This is a genomic window from Streptomyces sp. NPDC043853 (assembly GCF_056436025.1).
On the sequence record NZ_JBWKDJ010000008.1, the window covers coordinates 98,321 to 113,202 of the forward strand.

Sequence of the window (14,882 nt, forward strand, 5' to 3'; positions counted from 1 at the left end):
GAGAAGTTGGTGAACGACCGCCCATCGTCGGGCCACTACCCGGATCCCGGGTACGACGGCCTTTCCACCACCACTTTCGCCGGTGATCTGAGCTACGGCACCTTTGAAGCGCAGGCTCAGGGCTTCGATCAGAGCGGTGGATACGCCGGCGGGTTCACCTCGTACGACCCCTACGGCACGGCGACCGGCACCTACGACACCACCGCCTGGACCGCAGCCATCCCGAACCAGGCCGCGCCCGGTGACACCACGGGCCAGTGGGGGTACGCGGCCCCCGCCGCAGCCGACTACCAGCAGACGGCCTACGCCTACGACGCCTCCGGCCAGTGGGCGATGCCCGGCTACGCCGCGGAGACCGGCGCCTACGACGCGACCGCCTGGAACACCGTCGTACAGGAGGAACTGCCGCAGCAGTTCACGTACGGCACGGAGTACGGGACGGAGTACGGCACCGCGTACGGCACCCAGTACGGCACCGGGTTCAGCGACCCCTACACGGTCTCGAACACCGACGCCTACCAGGCCCAGGCCGAGTACGCCGTCGAGTACGGCACGGAGTACGCGGCCCCGCAAACCGCGGACTATTCCGCCGACTACTCCGCCGACCAGTCCGCGCAGTACGCCGGCGGGTACGAGCAGCCGCAGCCCACCGCCGTGTTCGAGGTGGTCACCCCCGAACAGGACGACCTGGACGGGCAGGACGCGCAGGACGCGGCGCTGTCCCCCGACGAGGCCGACCAGGCCGGTGAATCGGGCGAATTCGACGAGGCCGTGCACGCCGCCGAGACGCAGGCCATGCCGCGCCAGTCCGACGCCGACCCGGACCCCGGACCGCGCGCCGCGCGCCGTGCCGCCGGCAAGGGCGGCTCCCGGAACACCGCCAAGGGCAACCCCAAGACGGCCAACGCCAAGGCCGGCAACGCCAAGGCCGCCGCGGCGAACCGCCGCCGGACCCCGGCGAAGCGTTCCGCCCTGCTGACCGTGGCCGTGCCCTCCGTCTGCGTGATGGGCGTCGCGGGCGTCGCGGCCGCCTCCGTGGGCGGTCTGACCGGCGGCGAGAAGCCGGCCGAGGACGTCACCACGCTGGCCGCCGCCGACCCGTCCTCGGTCAAGCCGGTCGCCGTGAACAACAAGCTCGACACCCAGCTCACCGCGCTCAGCGCGGACGCCGGGGACTTCGCGGACCGCGCCAGCCGCACCCAGGAACGCATCGACCTGCGGGTGGCCCAGGAGGAGGCCCGCAAGAAGGCGGCGGAGGAAGCGGCCCGCAAGGAGGCCCTCCGCCCCAAGTTCGCGGTCCCGGTCAAACAGCACGGCCTCAGCGCCGGGTTCGGGCAGGCCGGCGGCATGTGGATGTCCGTGCACACCGGCATCGACTTCCCGGTCTCCTACGGGACTCCGGTGATGGCCGCGACCGACGGTGTCGTCCGCACCCAGTACAACAGCGCCTACGGCAACATGGCCATAGTGACCTCGCCCGACGGCACCGAGACCTGGTACTGCCACCTCAGCAGCACCAAGATCCGGTCTGGCAAGGTCAAGGCCGGTGACGTCATCGCGTATTCGGGCAACTCGGGCAACTCCACCGGCCCGCACCTCCACTTCGAGGTCCGGCCCGGTGGCGGCGGACCGATCGACCCGTCCGCCTGGCTCCGCAAGCACGGCCTGAACCCCAACTGACGGGCCTCCCACACCAGGAGAGCGGCTCACGCCAAGAGAGCGGCTCACACCAGGAGAGCGGCTCCCGGCGGGAGCCGCTCCTCGTACGTCCGCCCCGCTAGAGCTTCTCCACCGGCGCGTAACGCAGCAGCAGCCGCTTCGGCTTGGCGTCCCCGAAGTCGATCGTCGCCTGCGCGTCCGCGCCCGCTCCCCGGACCTCCATGACCGTGCCCAGGCCGAACTGGTCGTGGGTGACCCGGTCCCCCACCGCCAGCGAGATCACCGGCTTGTCGGCCGTCCGGCGCGTGGCGAAGCCGGACGGGCCGGACTTCGCGCGCGAGGAGGACAGGAACGCTTCCGGCGAGGTCCCGAACGTGGCCTTCCCGCCACCCCGGCCGCCGGCACCGGCGCTGCCGCGCAGCGGGCCGGCCGGCTTCTGCACCGGGCCCGTCCGCTTCCACGACAGGTACTGGTCGGGGATCTCCTCCAGGAACCGCGAGGGCGGGTTGTAGGAGGGGGTGCCCCAGGCGCTGCGCATGCTCGACCGGGTCAGGTACAGCCGCTCGCGCGCCCGCGTGATGCCGACGTAGGCGAGCCGCCGCTCCTCCTCCAGCTCCTTGGTCTGGCCCAGGGCCCGCATGTGCGGGAAGACCCCGTCCTCCATGCCGGTCAGGAAGACCACCGGGAACTCCAGGCCCTTGGCGGTGTGGAGGGTCATCAGCGTGATGACGCCGGTGCCCTCCTCGTCCTCGTCGGGGATCTGGTCGGAGTCGGCGACGAGGGCGACCTGCTCCAGGAACTCGGCCAGGGTGCCGGGGTTGTCCTCGCCACGGGCCTGCTCGAACTCCAGGGCCACGGCGGCGAGTTCCTGGAGGTTCTCGATGCGGGTCTCGTCCTGCGGGTCCGTGGAGGCCTGGAGCTCGGCCAGGTACCCGGTGCGCTCCAGGACGGCCTCCAGGACCACCGCGGGGCCGGCGCCCGATTCGGCGATCGTCCGCAGCTCCTCCATCAGCGCGTTGAAGCGCTTGACCGCGTTGGTGGACCGGGCGGCCATCCCGTACGCCTCGTCCACCCGCCGCAGCGCCTGCGGGAAGGTGATCCGCTCGCGGGAGGCCAGCGCGTCGATCATCGCCTCGGCGCGTTCGCCGATGCCGCGCTTGGGCACGTTGAGGATGCGGCGCAGCGGGACGTTGTCCTCGGGGTTGGCCAGCACGCGCAGGTAGGCCAGGACGTCCCGGACCTCCTTGCGCTCGTAGAAGCGGACGCCGCCGACGACCTTGTAGGGCAGGCCGACCCGGATGAAGATCTCTTCGAAGACGCGGGACTGGGCGTTGGTCCGGTAGAAGACGGCGACGTCGCCCGCCTTCGCGTCGCCCGCGTCGGTGAGGCGGTCGATCTCGTCGGCGACGAACTGCGCCTCGTCGTGCTCGGTGTCGGCGACGTAGCCGGTGATGCCGACGCCCGTGCCGGCGTCCGTCCACAGGTTCTTGGCGCGGCGGTTCTCGTTGCGCTCGATGACCGCGTTGGCCGCGGAGAGGATCGTCTGGGTGGAGCGGTAGTTCTGCTCCAGCAGGATCGTGGTCGCGTCCGCGTAGTCCTCCTCGAACTGGAGGATGTTGCGGATGGTCGCGCCGCGGAAGGCGTAGATCGACTGGTCGGCGTCACCGACGACGCACAGCTCGGCCGGCGGGAGGTCCGGGTAGCCCGCCCCGACCAGCTCGCGCACCAGCGTGTACTGGGCGTGGTTGGTGTCCTGGTACTCGTCCACCAGCACGTGCCGGAAGCGGCGCCGGTAGTGCTCGGCGACGTCCGGGAACGCCTGGAGCAGGTGCACCGTGGTCATGATGATGTCGTCGAAGTCGAGCGCGTTGGCCTCGCGCAGGCGCGACTGGTACATCCCGTACGCCTGGGCGAGCGTCTTCTCGAAGCCGTCGGCGGCCTGGTCGGCGAAGGCCTCGGCGTCGATCAGCTCGTTCTTCAGGTTGGAGATCTTGGCGCTGAAGGACTTCGGCGGGAACCGCTTCGGGTCCAGGTCCAGGTCGCGGCAGACCAGGGCCATCAGACGCTTGGAGTCGGCCGCGTCGTAGATCGAGAAGGACGAGGTGAAACCGAGCCTCTTGGACTCGCGGCGCAGGATGCGCACGCAGGCGCTGTGGAAGGTGGACACCCACATGGCGCCGGCGCGGGGGCCGACCAGGCCCTCGACGCGCTCCTTCATCTCGCCGGCGGCCTTGTTGGTGAAGGTGATCGCCAGGATCTGGCCGGGGTGGACGTTGCGGGCGGCCAGCAGGTGCCCGATGCGGTGGGTGAGCACCCGGGTCTTGCCGGAGCCGGCACCGGCCACGATGAGCAGCGGGGCACCGGCGTGCACCACGGCGGCGCGCTGCTGTTCGTTGAGCCCGTCCAGCAGCGTGGCCGGGTCGATGACCGGCTTCTCCGAGCCGTCCCGGTAGTACCGGTCACCGCTCATGGGCGCGTCGAAGTGGCCCTCGAAGAGGTCGTCCGCGCCCGCCTCCGGGGCGGACGCGTAGTCCTCGGGCGGCGGGGGCGGCTCCTCATCGGAGGGAGTGAGGTCCGCCAGGAAGCTGTCGTCAAAGAGGCTGCTCATCGCTTTACGAGTTTAGGGCTCCGGGCCGACAGCCGGTTCCCGCGCCGAAAAATCGGGCACGAGGACGGTGCGCAGGGAGCCGGACCGCCTGAACCGGACCGCCTCCCGGGCCCGGAAGGGGCCCCCGTACGCTCGGGCGCATGGACGTACTCACCAACGCCTTCGTCGGCCTCCACATCATCGGCATCGCCGCGCTGCTCGGCGGCTTCCTGACCCAGATGAAGGCGATGGGCGCGGGCACCGCCCGCTTCTCACCCGCGATGCTGCACGGCGCGCTGACCATGCTGGTGACCGGCGTACTACTGGTCGGCTTCAACGAGATGGACGGCAACCCCGTCAACAACATCAAGATCGGCGTGAAGCTGGCCGTCCTGTTCGTGATCCTCGCGCTCGTCTACGTGAAGCGGGACGAGGAGCAGGTGGACAAGGGACTGTTCGGTGCGGTCGGCGGACTGACCATCGCCAATATCTTCATCGCCGTTCTCTGGACCTGATCAATCGCATCCCTGATCAATCACATCCGGTCACTTCGGGTCATCTCGTCATCTGCCCGTTACCTACGGGTTTAGCGTCCTCCCCCAAGACGAACGGGACGACGGAAGGACGCGTGACGTGGCCAGTCATCGAAAGCCCAGGCAGCGCCCGCTCTCCGGCGGCACCGTCCGGAAGGCCGCCACCCTCGCCCTGGCGGGCGCTGCCACCGCGACCGCGTTCGAAGGTTCCTCGGCAGCGGAGCCCCGGCCCACCCCGGCCCAGGTCAAGGAGCGGGTGGACCGGCTCTACGAGGAGGCCGAGGCCGCGGCCGAGCAGTACAACGGGGCGAAGGAGAAGGCCGACCGGGCCCAGCGGTCCCTCGACGAGCTGCGCGACCGGACCGCCCGGACGACCGACCGGCTGAACACCGCCCGCAACGCCCTCGGCTCGCTCGCCGCCTCCCAGTACCGCAGCGGCGCCCTCGGCCCTGCCGTGCAGCTGGCCCTCTCCGACGACCCGCAGGAGTACCTGGAGCGTGCGGCCCTGCTGGACCGGGCCGGGGACCGCAGCGCCGCGGACCTCGCCACCGTGCGCAGCCGGCTCGACGAGGTCGGCCGGCTCCGCACCGAGGCCGCGGGCCGCCTCGCCGAGCTCCGCGGGCAGCAGGCCGAGCTCGCCCGCCACAAGCGGACCGTCGAGGGCAAGCTCGAGGCCGCGCGCCGCCTGCTGGACCGGCTCACCGCCGAGGAGCGGGCCCGCTACGAGGCCATGGACCCCGCCTCCGGCCCCGCCGCCGCACCGCAGGGCCCCGGCAGCGGCCCCGGCAGCGGCTCGGCGAAGACCACCGCGTCCGCCCCGGCCGCCCGGCCCGTCCCGGCCGCCGACGCTTCCCGAGCGGCCCGGGCCGTCTCCTTCGCGTACGGGGCGATCGGCAAGCCGTACGTCTGGGGGTCGACGGGCCCCGGCTCCTTCGACTGCTCGGGCCTCACCCAGGCCGCCTGGCGCTCGGCCGGGGTCTCGCTGCCCCGCACGACGTACACCCAGATCAACGCCGGCCGGCGGATCACGAAGAGCCAGCTGGCCCCCGGCGACCTGGTCTTCTTCTATCCCGGCGTCACCCACGTGGGGCTCTACATCGGCAACGGGCAGATGATCCACGCCCCCCGGCCCGGCTCCACGGTCCGGGTCGCCCCGGTCGACTCCATGCCCTGGGCGGGCGCCGCCCGTCCCGCGTAGCCGCGCACGGGCGCGGCGGGTAGATTCCCTGCCCTGTCTCCAGGGGGGAACCGACCATGTCCACACCCGCGTTGCCCGAACCGGCCTCCGAGCCCGAGCCCGCACCCGCACCCGCACCCGCCAAAAGCCCGCCCGGATGGATCTGGCTGGTCGTCGGCCTGCTCGTCGGCGCGGCCGCCGCCGCGACCGTCACCGGCCTCGCCACCGGATCGGACGGCGACGCCGGGGGCAGCCCGGCACCCACCGCCACCATCACCGTCACGGCCACCACGACGCCGACTGCGACACCGACACCCACTCCGACGGCCCCGCCCGCCATGGACGCCGCCTGGAAGGGCACCTGGCGCGGCACGATCGACAGCCCGAACGGGGATTACACGATGGTCCTGACCCTGTCGGGGGGCCGCGTCGAGGAGATCATCGGCAAGGCCGAGTACGTGACGCTGCACTGCAAGTCCAACTGGGTGCTGATATCGGACACGCCCCAGGACCGGGTGATCGTCGCTGATGACATCGTCGTCCAGAAACGGCAGGGCGCAGGCTGTTCCGACACCAGCCGGGTGACGCTGCGCCGGACCGACGACCGCACCGCGAAGCTGACCATGCGCGGCTTCCCGGACAACGGGACCCTCACCCGCGACTGACCGGGGCCCGCGGCCCGGTCAACCGCCGGGCCGCGGTGCCGCCGGGCCGCGGGACGACTCACACCAGGCGCCGGGCCGTGGCCCACCTCGTCAGCTCGTGCCGGTTGGAGAGCTGGAGCTTGCGCAGCACCGCCGAGACGTGCGACTCGACCGTCTTCACGGAGATGAACAGCTGCTTGGCGATCTCCTTGTACGCGTACCCGCGCGCGATCAGCCGCAGCACCTCCCGCTCGCGCTGGGTCAGCCGGTCCAGGTCCTCGTCCACCGGCGGGGCGTCCGTGGACGCGAACGCGTCCAGCACGAACCCGGCCAGCCGCGGGGAGAACACCGCGTCCCCGTCCTGCACCCGGAAGACCGAGTCGACCAGGTCCGTGCCGGTGATCGTCTTGGTGACGTAACCGCGGGCCCCGCCCCGGATCACGCCGATGACGTCCTCGGCCGCGTCCGAGACCGACAGCGCCAGGAACCGCACCGGGTTCTCGGCCGCCGCCATCAGCGGGGCGCAGCGCCGCAGCACCTCGACCCCGCCGCCGCCCGGCAGGTGCACGTCCAGCAGCACCACCTCGGGCCGGGTGGCCGTGATCACGGTGACCGCCTGGTCCACGTCGGCGGCCTCCCCGACCACCTCGACCCCGGTCCGGGCGGTCTCGCCGATCTCCGCCTGCACGCCCGTGCGGAACATGCGGTGGTCGTCGACGAGCACCACCCGCACGTGCCGGCCCTGGCCGTTCTCCTCGGTCATCGCGTCTCCTCGGTCATTGCGCGCTCGCCGCCCTCTCCATCTCCAGCTCGACTTCCGTACCGCCGCCCGCCGCGGACCGCAGCCGGGCGGTCCCGCCGTTGCGCTGCATCCGGCCGATGATCGATTCTCGTACGCCCATCCGGTCACCGGGCACCGCGTCGACGTCGAAGCCCGGCCCCCGGTCCCGTACGGACACGAACACCGTCCGCCCCTCCACCTCCGCGAAGACCTGCACCGGCCCACCCTCGCCACCGTACTTGGCCGCGTTCACCATCGCCTCGCGCGCGGCCTGCACCTGCGCGCCCAGCTTCTCGTCGAGCGGGCAGTCGCCGACGACCACGACCTCGATCGGGACCCCGTGGTGGTCCTCGACCGCGGCCGCCGTCTTCTTCACGGCCTCCGCCAGGGTGGCCGGCTCCTCCGCCTCGTCCTTGCCGGTGCCCTCCGGCTTGTACAGCCAGTTCCGCAGCTCCCGCTCCTGCGCCCGGGCCAGCCGGCGCACCTCGCCCACGTCCTCCGCGTTCCGCTGGATCAGGGTGAGGGTGTGCAGGACGGAGTCGTGCACGTGGGCGGCCACCTCGGCGCGCTCCTGGGCGCGGATGCGCATCAGGCGTTCCTCGGAGAGGTCCTGGGTCATCCGGATCAGCCACGGTCCGGCGAGCAGCGCGATGCCGACGAGGACGGCGAGGGCCGCGGTCAGTACGTTGCCCAGCTGGGCGGCGGACCCGCGCGCGACGATGAAGACGGTCAGGCCGACGCCGACCAGTGCGACCCCGGCGAGGGCCCGGCCGGCCTGGAGCAGCCGGGCGTTCCGCCCGCCGGCGGGCGTCCAGTGGGCGCGGCGGGCGTTGTCGGCCTGCCGCCACACCAGCACCACACCGGCGCCGACCAGCAGTGTGGGCCACAGGTAGCGGCCGGAGTCGCCGCCGGCCTGCACCTTGGCCCCGAAGGCCGCGACGCCCGCGGCGAGCACCACCAGCGCGAGGACCTGTCCCTTGTCCGGGGTGCGCAGGCGGCGCCGGCCGTCGGGCAGCGTCTCGAAGAAGGAACGGCCGGCGGGCTTGCCGCCGACCCCGAGCGGCACGAACACCCAGAACGCGGCGTAGAGCAGGACGCCCAGCCCGTCGCCGAAGACGAACAGGCCGAAGAAGGCCAGCCGGACCCACAGCACGGGCAGCCCCAGGTGCCCGGCGAGGCCGCGCGCGACCCCGCCGAGCATCCGCCCGTCGGCGCTGCGGTACAGCTTGCGCGCGGGCTGCTCCCCTTCCTCGGGGGCGTGCGGGGTTCCGGGTGGTGCGGCGACTGCTGGCATGCCCCGATCGTCACACGCGCACGGCCCGCGGCACATCGGGTAAGCCCCCGGTTTTGGCGGGCTCCCCCTCGGGGGATTCTCAGGGTTCTGCCAGGGTAGGGCCGGATACCGGGCCCCCGGAGGGCCCGTCACCATGGACGCATGAACCCAGCCGCCCAGGACTCCCCGCCGACGGACCGGGACCCGGCCGCCGACCGCCCGCCGCTGCGCCGCGCCAAGCGCGACAAGGTGCTGGCGGGCGTCTGCGGCGGCCTGGGCCGGCACTTCGACCTCGACCCGGTGATCTTCCGGATCGTGCTCGGCGTGCTCGCCCTCACCGGCGGCCTGGGCCTGGTCTTCTACGGCTTCGCCTGGCTGTTCGTGCCCATGGAGGGCGACGAGGACAGCGAGGCGAAGAAGCTGCTCACCGGCCGGATCGAGGCCGGCACCCTGGCGGCCGTGCTGGCCGCCCTGGTCGGCTGCGCGCTGTTCCTGACGATGCTGGACAACGGCGGCATCGGCGGCTTCTCGGTGCTGGTCATCCTGGCGGTCGCGGGCGCCGCGCACTGGTCGCAGCGCCGCCGGCAGGCTCCCGCCCCGGGCACCTCCGAGGCGGAGCCGGCCGGGGACCGGCCGCGGGTCGACGTCCCGCCGGAAGCGCAGGCGCCACCCGTCCCGGGCGGTCCCTCCTGGTGGCGGGACCCGCTGGTGAAGACCGGGGCCCCGGGCACCGGCTACCTGTGGGGGCCGGACGCGGGGGAGCCCGCCGACGCGCCGCCGCCGGGTTCGGGCGGCCCGCACGGCCCACGGGGCGAGGGCCCGGGCCGGATGCGGCGGGGACCGCGCACCCGCCTCGCCGGGCACGTGTTCGGCGCGGCGCTGATCGCGGGCGTCGCGGGCACCGCGGCGAACTGGCAGGGCGAACCGCTCGGCCACGCCCTGCAGTTCGGGCTGGCCTGCGCGCTCGCGGTGTTCGGCCTCGGTCTGCTGGTGAGCTCGCTGTTCGGCCGCACCGGCCTGGGCACCGTCCTGATGGCCCTGGTGACCGCGGCGCTGCTCGGTGCGTCCGCCGCCCTCCCCCGGGACATCGGCACCGATTTCCGGAGGGTCGACTGGCGGCCCGCGGCCGTGGCCCAGGTGCAGCCCTCGTACGCGGCGGGCACCGGCCTGGCCACCCTGGACCTGAGCCGGCTGGACGTGGCCAAGGGCACCACCCTCGGCGTGAACGCCTCCATCAAGGCGGGCCGGCTCAAGGTGATCCTGCCCCGCGAGGTCACCGCCGAGGCGGACGTCACGGTCCGGGTCGGCGACGTGCAGCTGCCCGGCGACCGCGCCGACCGCATCGAGGGAGTGCGCGACCAGCACCGGACGGCGACCCTGCCGCCGGCCCCCGGCACCGAGGCCGGCGGAACGATCGAGCTGCACCTGACCGCGGGTGTGGGACAGGTGGAGGTGGCCCGTGCGACGTCATGAGTTCCAGCCGGGGCGGATGGTCGCGGGCCTGGTCCTGCTCACCGCCGGCCTGCTCTACCTGCTCGACGCGACCGGGGAGGCCGACCTCGCCTGGTGGGTGGTGGTACCCATGACCATGGGCGGGCTGTCCCTGGCGGCCCTGCTGGGCCTGGTCACCTACGCGGTACGGCGGGACCGGCGGGACCGGATCAGCTCGTCCAGCGACGGGTAGCCCGCTCCGGCCAGCACCAGGGGCAGCCACGCCATCAGGTAGATCAGGTCGTTGCCGTAGTAGTACGGGGTGACCTGCCAGCTCACCGTGAGCCACAGGCTGAGCGAGATCAGCGCCCCGCCGAGGGCCGCGATCCGGGCCAGCAGCCCGGCCAGCGTGCCCAGTCCGACCAGGAGCTCCCCGATCGCCAGCACCACGGCGAAGCCGACCGGGGACTTCAGGGCCAGGTCCACCAGCCCCGGCACCGCCGAGGTGTCCCGCACCCCGCGCATCAGGTCGCCGATCGACCCGGTCCCGGAGTCGGACAGGAACGCGGGATCGGTCAGCTTGTCCAGGCCCGCGTAGACGAAGGTGACGCCGAGGAAGAGGCGCAGGGGCAGCAGTGCGTGGCGGGCGGCCCGCTCCCTGAGGTCAGTGGGGATCACACCCCATGCATACCCCGGGGCCGGTCATTCGGCGATCTCGATGACGCAGCAGTTGGACTCCACCCCGGCCGCGGTGACCACCTGCACCGGGGTGCTGCCCGGTTCCACCTCGGCCGGCACCGGCACGATGAGCACCGTGTCGGCGGGGTTGCTGAAGCCGCCCGCGACCGGCACCAGCGGTACGTGCACGTGGACGGCGCCGATCCGCACCACCAGCCGGGCCAGCATCTCGGGGGTCTGCGCGCCGGGCGGCACGAAGCCCACGCCCCGGATCTCGATGTCGTCGCCGGTGCGCACCGCGCCGTCCAGGTCCCCCGGCTCCCGCGTCCGTACCACCGACAGGATGAGGGGGCGGTTGCCCTCGGCGTACTTCGCGGCCAGGTACACCGTGGCCGACAGGGCCACCAGCAGGGCCAGCGCCCACGGCAGCCGGGGCAGCCGGTCGGGGAACCGGGCCAGTGACACGGCCGCGTAGGCCAGCACCACGGTGGAGACCAGCACGTACTGCGCGTCGGGCAGGCTGCCCCGGCCCGCGTCGTCGGTCAGCAGGTCCACCCCGCGCGGCCGGTCGGCGGGCAGCTTCTGCAGCCGCTGCCGCATGATCCGCAACGACACCACCCGGCGCACCAGCACGGCCACGCCCGAGGTCAGCGCCAGCACGGCCAGCAGCGGCAGGGCCCGCCACAGGCCCAGGCCCTCGGCCAGGGCGGCCCGTTCCGCACCGGGCCCGGAGGCGGCCAGCCGGAGCGCGGGCAGCAGCGCGGCGAACGCGATCAGCAGCAGCCAGGCGCAGGGCACCGTCTTGGAGGTGGACAGCCGGTTGTCCTCGCCGACCAGCGGGGCGATCAGCCCGCCGCGCAGGGTCTGGGCGCGGGCCGCGACGGTCAGCAGCGCGGCCAGCACCAGCGCGGCCAGCAGCCCGGCGGTGCGGGCGGTGGACCAGCCGGTGCCCAGCGCGGTGCCCACCTGCACCAGCAGCAGCACCCCGGCGGCGATCCACACGGCGAGCACGGCCCGCCGGGACAGCAGGTACAGCCAGGAGTGCCCGGCCTCACGGCCCCGGTCGGCGACCGTACGGGCGGACAGCGTCAGCTCGTCGGAGACCCACTGGCGGGAGGCGCCGGCCGAGCGGGCCACGGCGGCGGGCAGGCCCTGGCCGGCGGCGAACCCGTCCCGCTTCTCCAGGAAGGCCTCGACCGCGCGGCGGTGTCCCTCGCGCGCTCCGTGCGGGCAGTCGTCGCAGGTGCAGCCGCCGCCGTGGGTGGTTCGGTGGATCTCTTGGACAGCCACGAACGTGCCGCCTCTCTGAACTACGGTGCAGTGCCTGCGAATTGTGCACCACTGCGGCAGTGCTCCGGATTGCGCACGATGTCAGAGCAGGTGATTAACCGTTCATGATGTTGACGCCCTCGGCGTGTCGCGCTTGTCCCGCGTGTCCTGCGCGTCGTCCGGGACGTCCGTGCCGTCCGGTCGGCGGAGCGGCTGGAAGCTCACCCAGGCCGCCAGGTCGGTGCCGAACCGCTCGCGGCCGGCGACCGCGCTGCGGTGGTCGATGAGCACCGGCTTCCCCGCCGCGCGCGCGAGCAGCTGCACCCGGGCGGCCCGGTCCATGGCCAGCGTCCACCAGGCGGCCGCGTCCACCGAGGTGCCGACGGTGAGCAGTCCGCGGTTGCGGAGGATCAGGGCCTTGCGGGGGCCGAGCGCGAACGCGATCCGGCGGCACTCCTCGGGGTCGCCGGCCAGGTGCGTGTACTGGTCGAGCAGGGCGTGGTCCTCGTAGAAGGCGCAGGACTCCGGGCCGATGGGGGCGAGGAGCTCGCCGAGGGCGGCGAGCGCCCGGCCGTACGGGGTGGGGGCGTGGGCCACGGCCACCACCTCGGGCCGGGCCCGGTGCACGGCCGCGTGCGCGGCGAAGGCGGCCTGGTTGACCCGCCGCCCGCCCCGCAGCACCCGGCCGTCCCCGTCCACGAGCAGCAGGTCGTCGGCGGTCAGCGTGGCGAAGGCCCGCCCGAAGGGGTTGACCCAGTAGCAGTCCTCGTACTCCGGGTCGCGGGCGGTGATGTGCCCTTCGACCCCGTCCTCGTACCCGAGCCGCCCGAACACGCGCAGCGCCCCGGCGAGCCTCCGCCTGCGGTGCTCGCGCTCCTCGGCGGGGGTGCCGGACACGGGCGGCAGGTCGAAGGCCAGTCGCTCCTCGGGCACCGGCTCGGGCTGGTCGGGCATGGTCCCCTCCTCGGTCGGCGTGGCCCGCGCAAGGTACCGGCGGGGGGCGCAAGTGACCAGAGGAACGGCGAAGCCGCCGCCCCGCGAGGGGACGGCGGCTTCCGCGGTGCGTGCGGCGGCGCGGGAGGGCTACTCCGGCGTCACTCCCACTCGATCGTGCCCGGCGGCTTGCTGGTGCAGTCCAGCACCACGCGGTTCACGTCGGGGACCTCGTTGGTGATCCGGGTGGAGATCCGGGCGAGGACCTCGTACGGCATGCGCGTCCAGTCCGCGGTCATGGCGTCCTCGGAGGACACCGGGCGCAGCACGATCGGGTGGCCGTAGGTGCGGCCGTCGCCCTGGACGCCCACGCTGCGGACGTCGGCGAGCAGCACGACCGGGCACTGCCAGATCTCGCGGTCCAGACCGGCCGAGGTCAGCTCCTCGCGGGCGATGGCGTCGGCCTCGCGCAGCAGGTCCAGGCGGTCCTTGGTGACCTCGCCGACGATGCGGATGCCCAGGCCCGGGCCGGGGAACGGCTGGCGCTGGACGATCTCCTCGGGCAGGCCGAGCTCCTGGCCGACCATGCGGACCTCGTCCTTGAACAGCTGGCGCAGCGGCTCGACGAGCTGGAACTCCAGGTCCTCGGGGAGGCCGCCCACGTTGTGGTGCGACTTGATGTTCGCGGTGCCGGTGCCACCGCCGGACTCCACGATGTCCGGGTACAGGGTGCCCTGGACCAGGAACTCCACCGGGGTCTCGTGCGGGGCCTCGGCGATGATCTCGGCCTGGGCCTGCTCGAAGACCCGGATGAACTCGCGGCCGATGATCTTCCGCTTCTCTTCGGGGTCGGAGACGCCCTTGAGCGCGTCGAGGAAGCGCTCCTGCGCGTCGACGACCTTGAGCTGCACGCCGGTCGCGGCGACGAAGTCCTTCTCGACCTGCTCGGTCTCGCCCTTGCGCATCAGGCCGTGGTCGACGTACACGCAGGTCAGCTGGGACCCGATGGCCTTCTGGACCAGGGCCGCGGCGACCGCGGAGTCCACGCCGCCGGACAGGCCGCAGATGGCGCGCTTGTCGCCGACCTGCTCGCGGATGGCCGCGATCTGCTCTTCGACGATGGAGCCGGTGGTCCAGCTGGGGGCCAGGCCGGCGCCGCGGTAGAGGAAGTGCTCCAGGATCTGCTGGCCGTGCGTGGAGTGCATCACCTCGGGGTGGTACTGCACGCCGTACAGCTTCTTCTCGTCGTTCTCGAAGGCGGCGACGGGCACGACGTTCGTGGAGGCGGTGACGGTGAAGCCCTCGGGGGCGGCGGAGCAGGCGTCGCCGTGGGACATCCACACCGACTGGTGCTCGGGGGTGCCCTCGAACAGGGTGGAACCCGGCTTGGTGACGGTCAGCGGGGTGCGGCCGTACTCGCGGGCACCGGTGTTGTCCACGGTGCCGCCGAGGGTGGTGGCCATCAGCTGGAAGCCGTAGCACATGCCGAAGACCGGGACCCCGGCCTCGAAAATGGCGCGGTCGAGCTGCGGGGCGCCCTCTTCGTACACGGACGACGGGCCGCCGGAGAGGATGATCGCCTTGGGGTTCTTGGCCAGCATCTCGGCCACGGGCATCGTGCTGGGCACGATCTCGCTGTAGACCCGGGCCTCACGGACGCGGCGGGCGATGAGCTGGGCGTACTGCGCGCCGAAGTCGACAACGAGGACGACGTCCGGTGCGGCGGGGGATGCGACTGGCACGGGGCGGCCTTCCGGCGGAAAGAGGGTGTTGTGTGTTGTCGATTCTAACGGGGGACGGGTGGCCCGATTCGTCTCACCATCCGAACCTGCTTGGCCCGGGGCCGGCAGCACGGTAATAATCCGTTCCATGCGCAAGCAGGTGGGCTTCCTCTTTACCTATGGCACCGGTCGGTCC

General features: G+C 72.9%; 13 protein-coding genes. 6 read left to right on the forward strand and 7 right to left on the reverse strand.

Going from position 1 to position 14,882, the window contains the following annotated elements; genetic code table 11:
* Positions 1-9: 9 nt before the first annotated feature.
* A complete protein-coding gene (locus AC067U_RS21770) occupies positions 10-1,680 on the forward strand; it encodes a M23 family metallopeptidase (protein ID WP_478831404.1) in 1,671 nt (556 codons plus the stop codon).
* A 97-nt stretch (positions 1,681-1,777) separates the two neighbouring features.
* Here the strand turns inward: AC067U_RS21770 and pcrA are convergent, their stop codons facing one another.
* The gene (pcrA, locus tag AC067U_RS21775; RefSeq protein ID WP_478831405.1) at positions 1,778-4,267 is read right to left on the reverse strand and encodes a DNA helicase PcrA; all 2,490 of its coding nucleotides are present in this window, start codon (positions 4,265-4,267) and stop codon (positions 1,778-1,780) included.
* A 140-nt stretch (positions 4,268-4,407) separates the two neighbouring features.
* On the opposite strand from pcrA, the gene AC067U_RS21780 reads away from it, so the two are divergent.
* From AC067U_RS21780 to AC067U_RS21790, 3 genes are all read left to right on the forward strand, one after another.
* Entirely contained in the window at positions 4,408-4,761 is a 354-nt protein-coding gene (locus AC067U_RS21780) for a hypothetical protein (protein WP_478831406.1), read from the forward strand.
* 118 nt (positions 4,762-4,879) lie between these two features.
* Positions 4,880-5,977, forward strand: a complete 1,098-nt coding sequence (locus tag AC067U_RS21785) for a C40 family peptidase (RefSeq protein ID WP_478831407.1) — start codon at positions 4,880-4,882, stop codon at positions 5,975-5,977.
* A 56-nt stretch (positions 5,978-6,033) separates the two neighbouring features.
* Positions 6,034-6,621 carry a hypothetical protein gene (locus AC067U_RS21790; protein ID WP_478831408.1) on the forward strand — a complete coding sequence of 196 codons (588 nt, stop codon included), beginning with the start codon at positions 6,034-6,036 and terminating at the stop codon, positions 6,619-6,621.
* Between the two features lie 58 nt (positions 6,622-6,679).
* On the opposite strand, the gene AC067U_RS21795 is transcribed toward AC067U_RS21790, so the two are convergent.
* Together AC067U_RS21795 and AC067U_RS21800 are read right to left on the reverse strand one after the other, a co-directional pair.
* Complete coding sequence (locus AC067U_RS21795; protein WP_478831409.1) at positions 6,680-7,363, reverse strand: LuxR C-terminal-related transcriptional regulator; 684 nt, start codon at positions 7,361-7,363, stop codon at positions 6,680-6,682.
* Between the two features lie 13 nt (positions 7,364-7,376).
* On the reverse strand, positions 7,377-8,675 hold the full coding sequence (locus tag AC067U_RS21800) for an ATP-binding protein (protein WP_478831410.1): 1,299 nt from the start codon (positions 8,673-8,675) through the stop codon (positions 7,377-7,379).
* A 141-nt stretch (positions 8,676-8,816) separates the two neighbouring features.
* On the opposite strand from AC067U_RS21800, the gene AC067U_RS21805 reads away from it, so the two are divergent.
* Both AC067U_RS21805 and AC067U_RS21810 read left to right on the forward strand, forming a co-directional pair.
* A complete protein-coding gene (locus AC067U_RS21805) occupies positions 8,817-10,127 on the forward strand; it encodes a PspC domain-containing protein (RefSeq protein ID WP_478831411.1) in 1,311 nt (436 codons plus the stop codon).
* Entirely contained in the window at positions 10,114-10,338 is a 225-nt protein-coding gene (locus AC067U_RS21810) for a hypothetical protein (protein ID WP_478831412.1), read from the forward strand. The genes AC067U_RS21805 and AC067U_RS21810 overlap by 14 nt, the downstream gene beginning before the upstream one ends.
* Here AC067U_RS21810 and AC067U_RS21815 read toward each other — a convergent pair.
* The 4 genes from AC067U_RS21815 to guaA form a co-directional block, all read right to left on the reverse strand.
* Entirely contained in the window at positions 10,284-10,763 is a 480-nt protein-coding gene (locus AC067U_RS21815) for a DoxX family protein (RefSeq protein ID WP_478831413.1), read from the reverse strand. The genes AC067U_RS21810 and AC067U_RS21815 overlap by 55 nt on opposite strands.
* Before the next feature lie 24 nt (positions 10,764-10,787).
* Entirely contained in the window at positions 10,788-12,053 is a 1,266-nt protein-coding gene (locus AC067U_RS21820; protein WP_478831414.1) for a hypothetical protein, read from the reverse strand.
* Positions 12,054-12,155: 102 nt separating this feature from the next.
* The gene (locus AC067U_RS21825; protein ID WP_478831638.1) at positions 12,156-13,046 is read right to left on the reverse strand and encodes a class II aldolase/adducin family protein; all 891 of its coding nucleotides are present in this window, start codon (positions 13,044-13,046) and stop codon (positions 12,156-12,158) included.
* Between the two features lie 80 nt (positions 13,047-13,126).
* The gene (gene guaA / locus AC067U_RS21830; RefSeq protein WP_478831415.1) at positions 13,127-14,707 is read right to left on the reverse strand and encodes a glutamine-hydrolyzing GMP synthase; all 1,581 of its coding nucleotides are present in this window, start codon (positions 14,705-14,707) and stop codon (positions 13,127-13,129) included.
* Between the last annotated feature and the right edge of the window lie 175 nt (positions 14,708-14,882).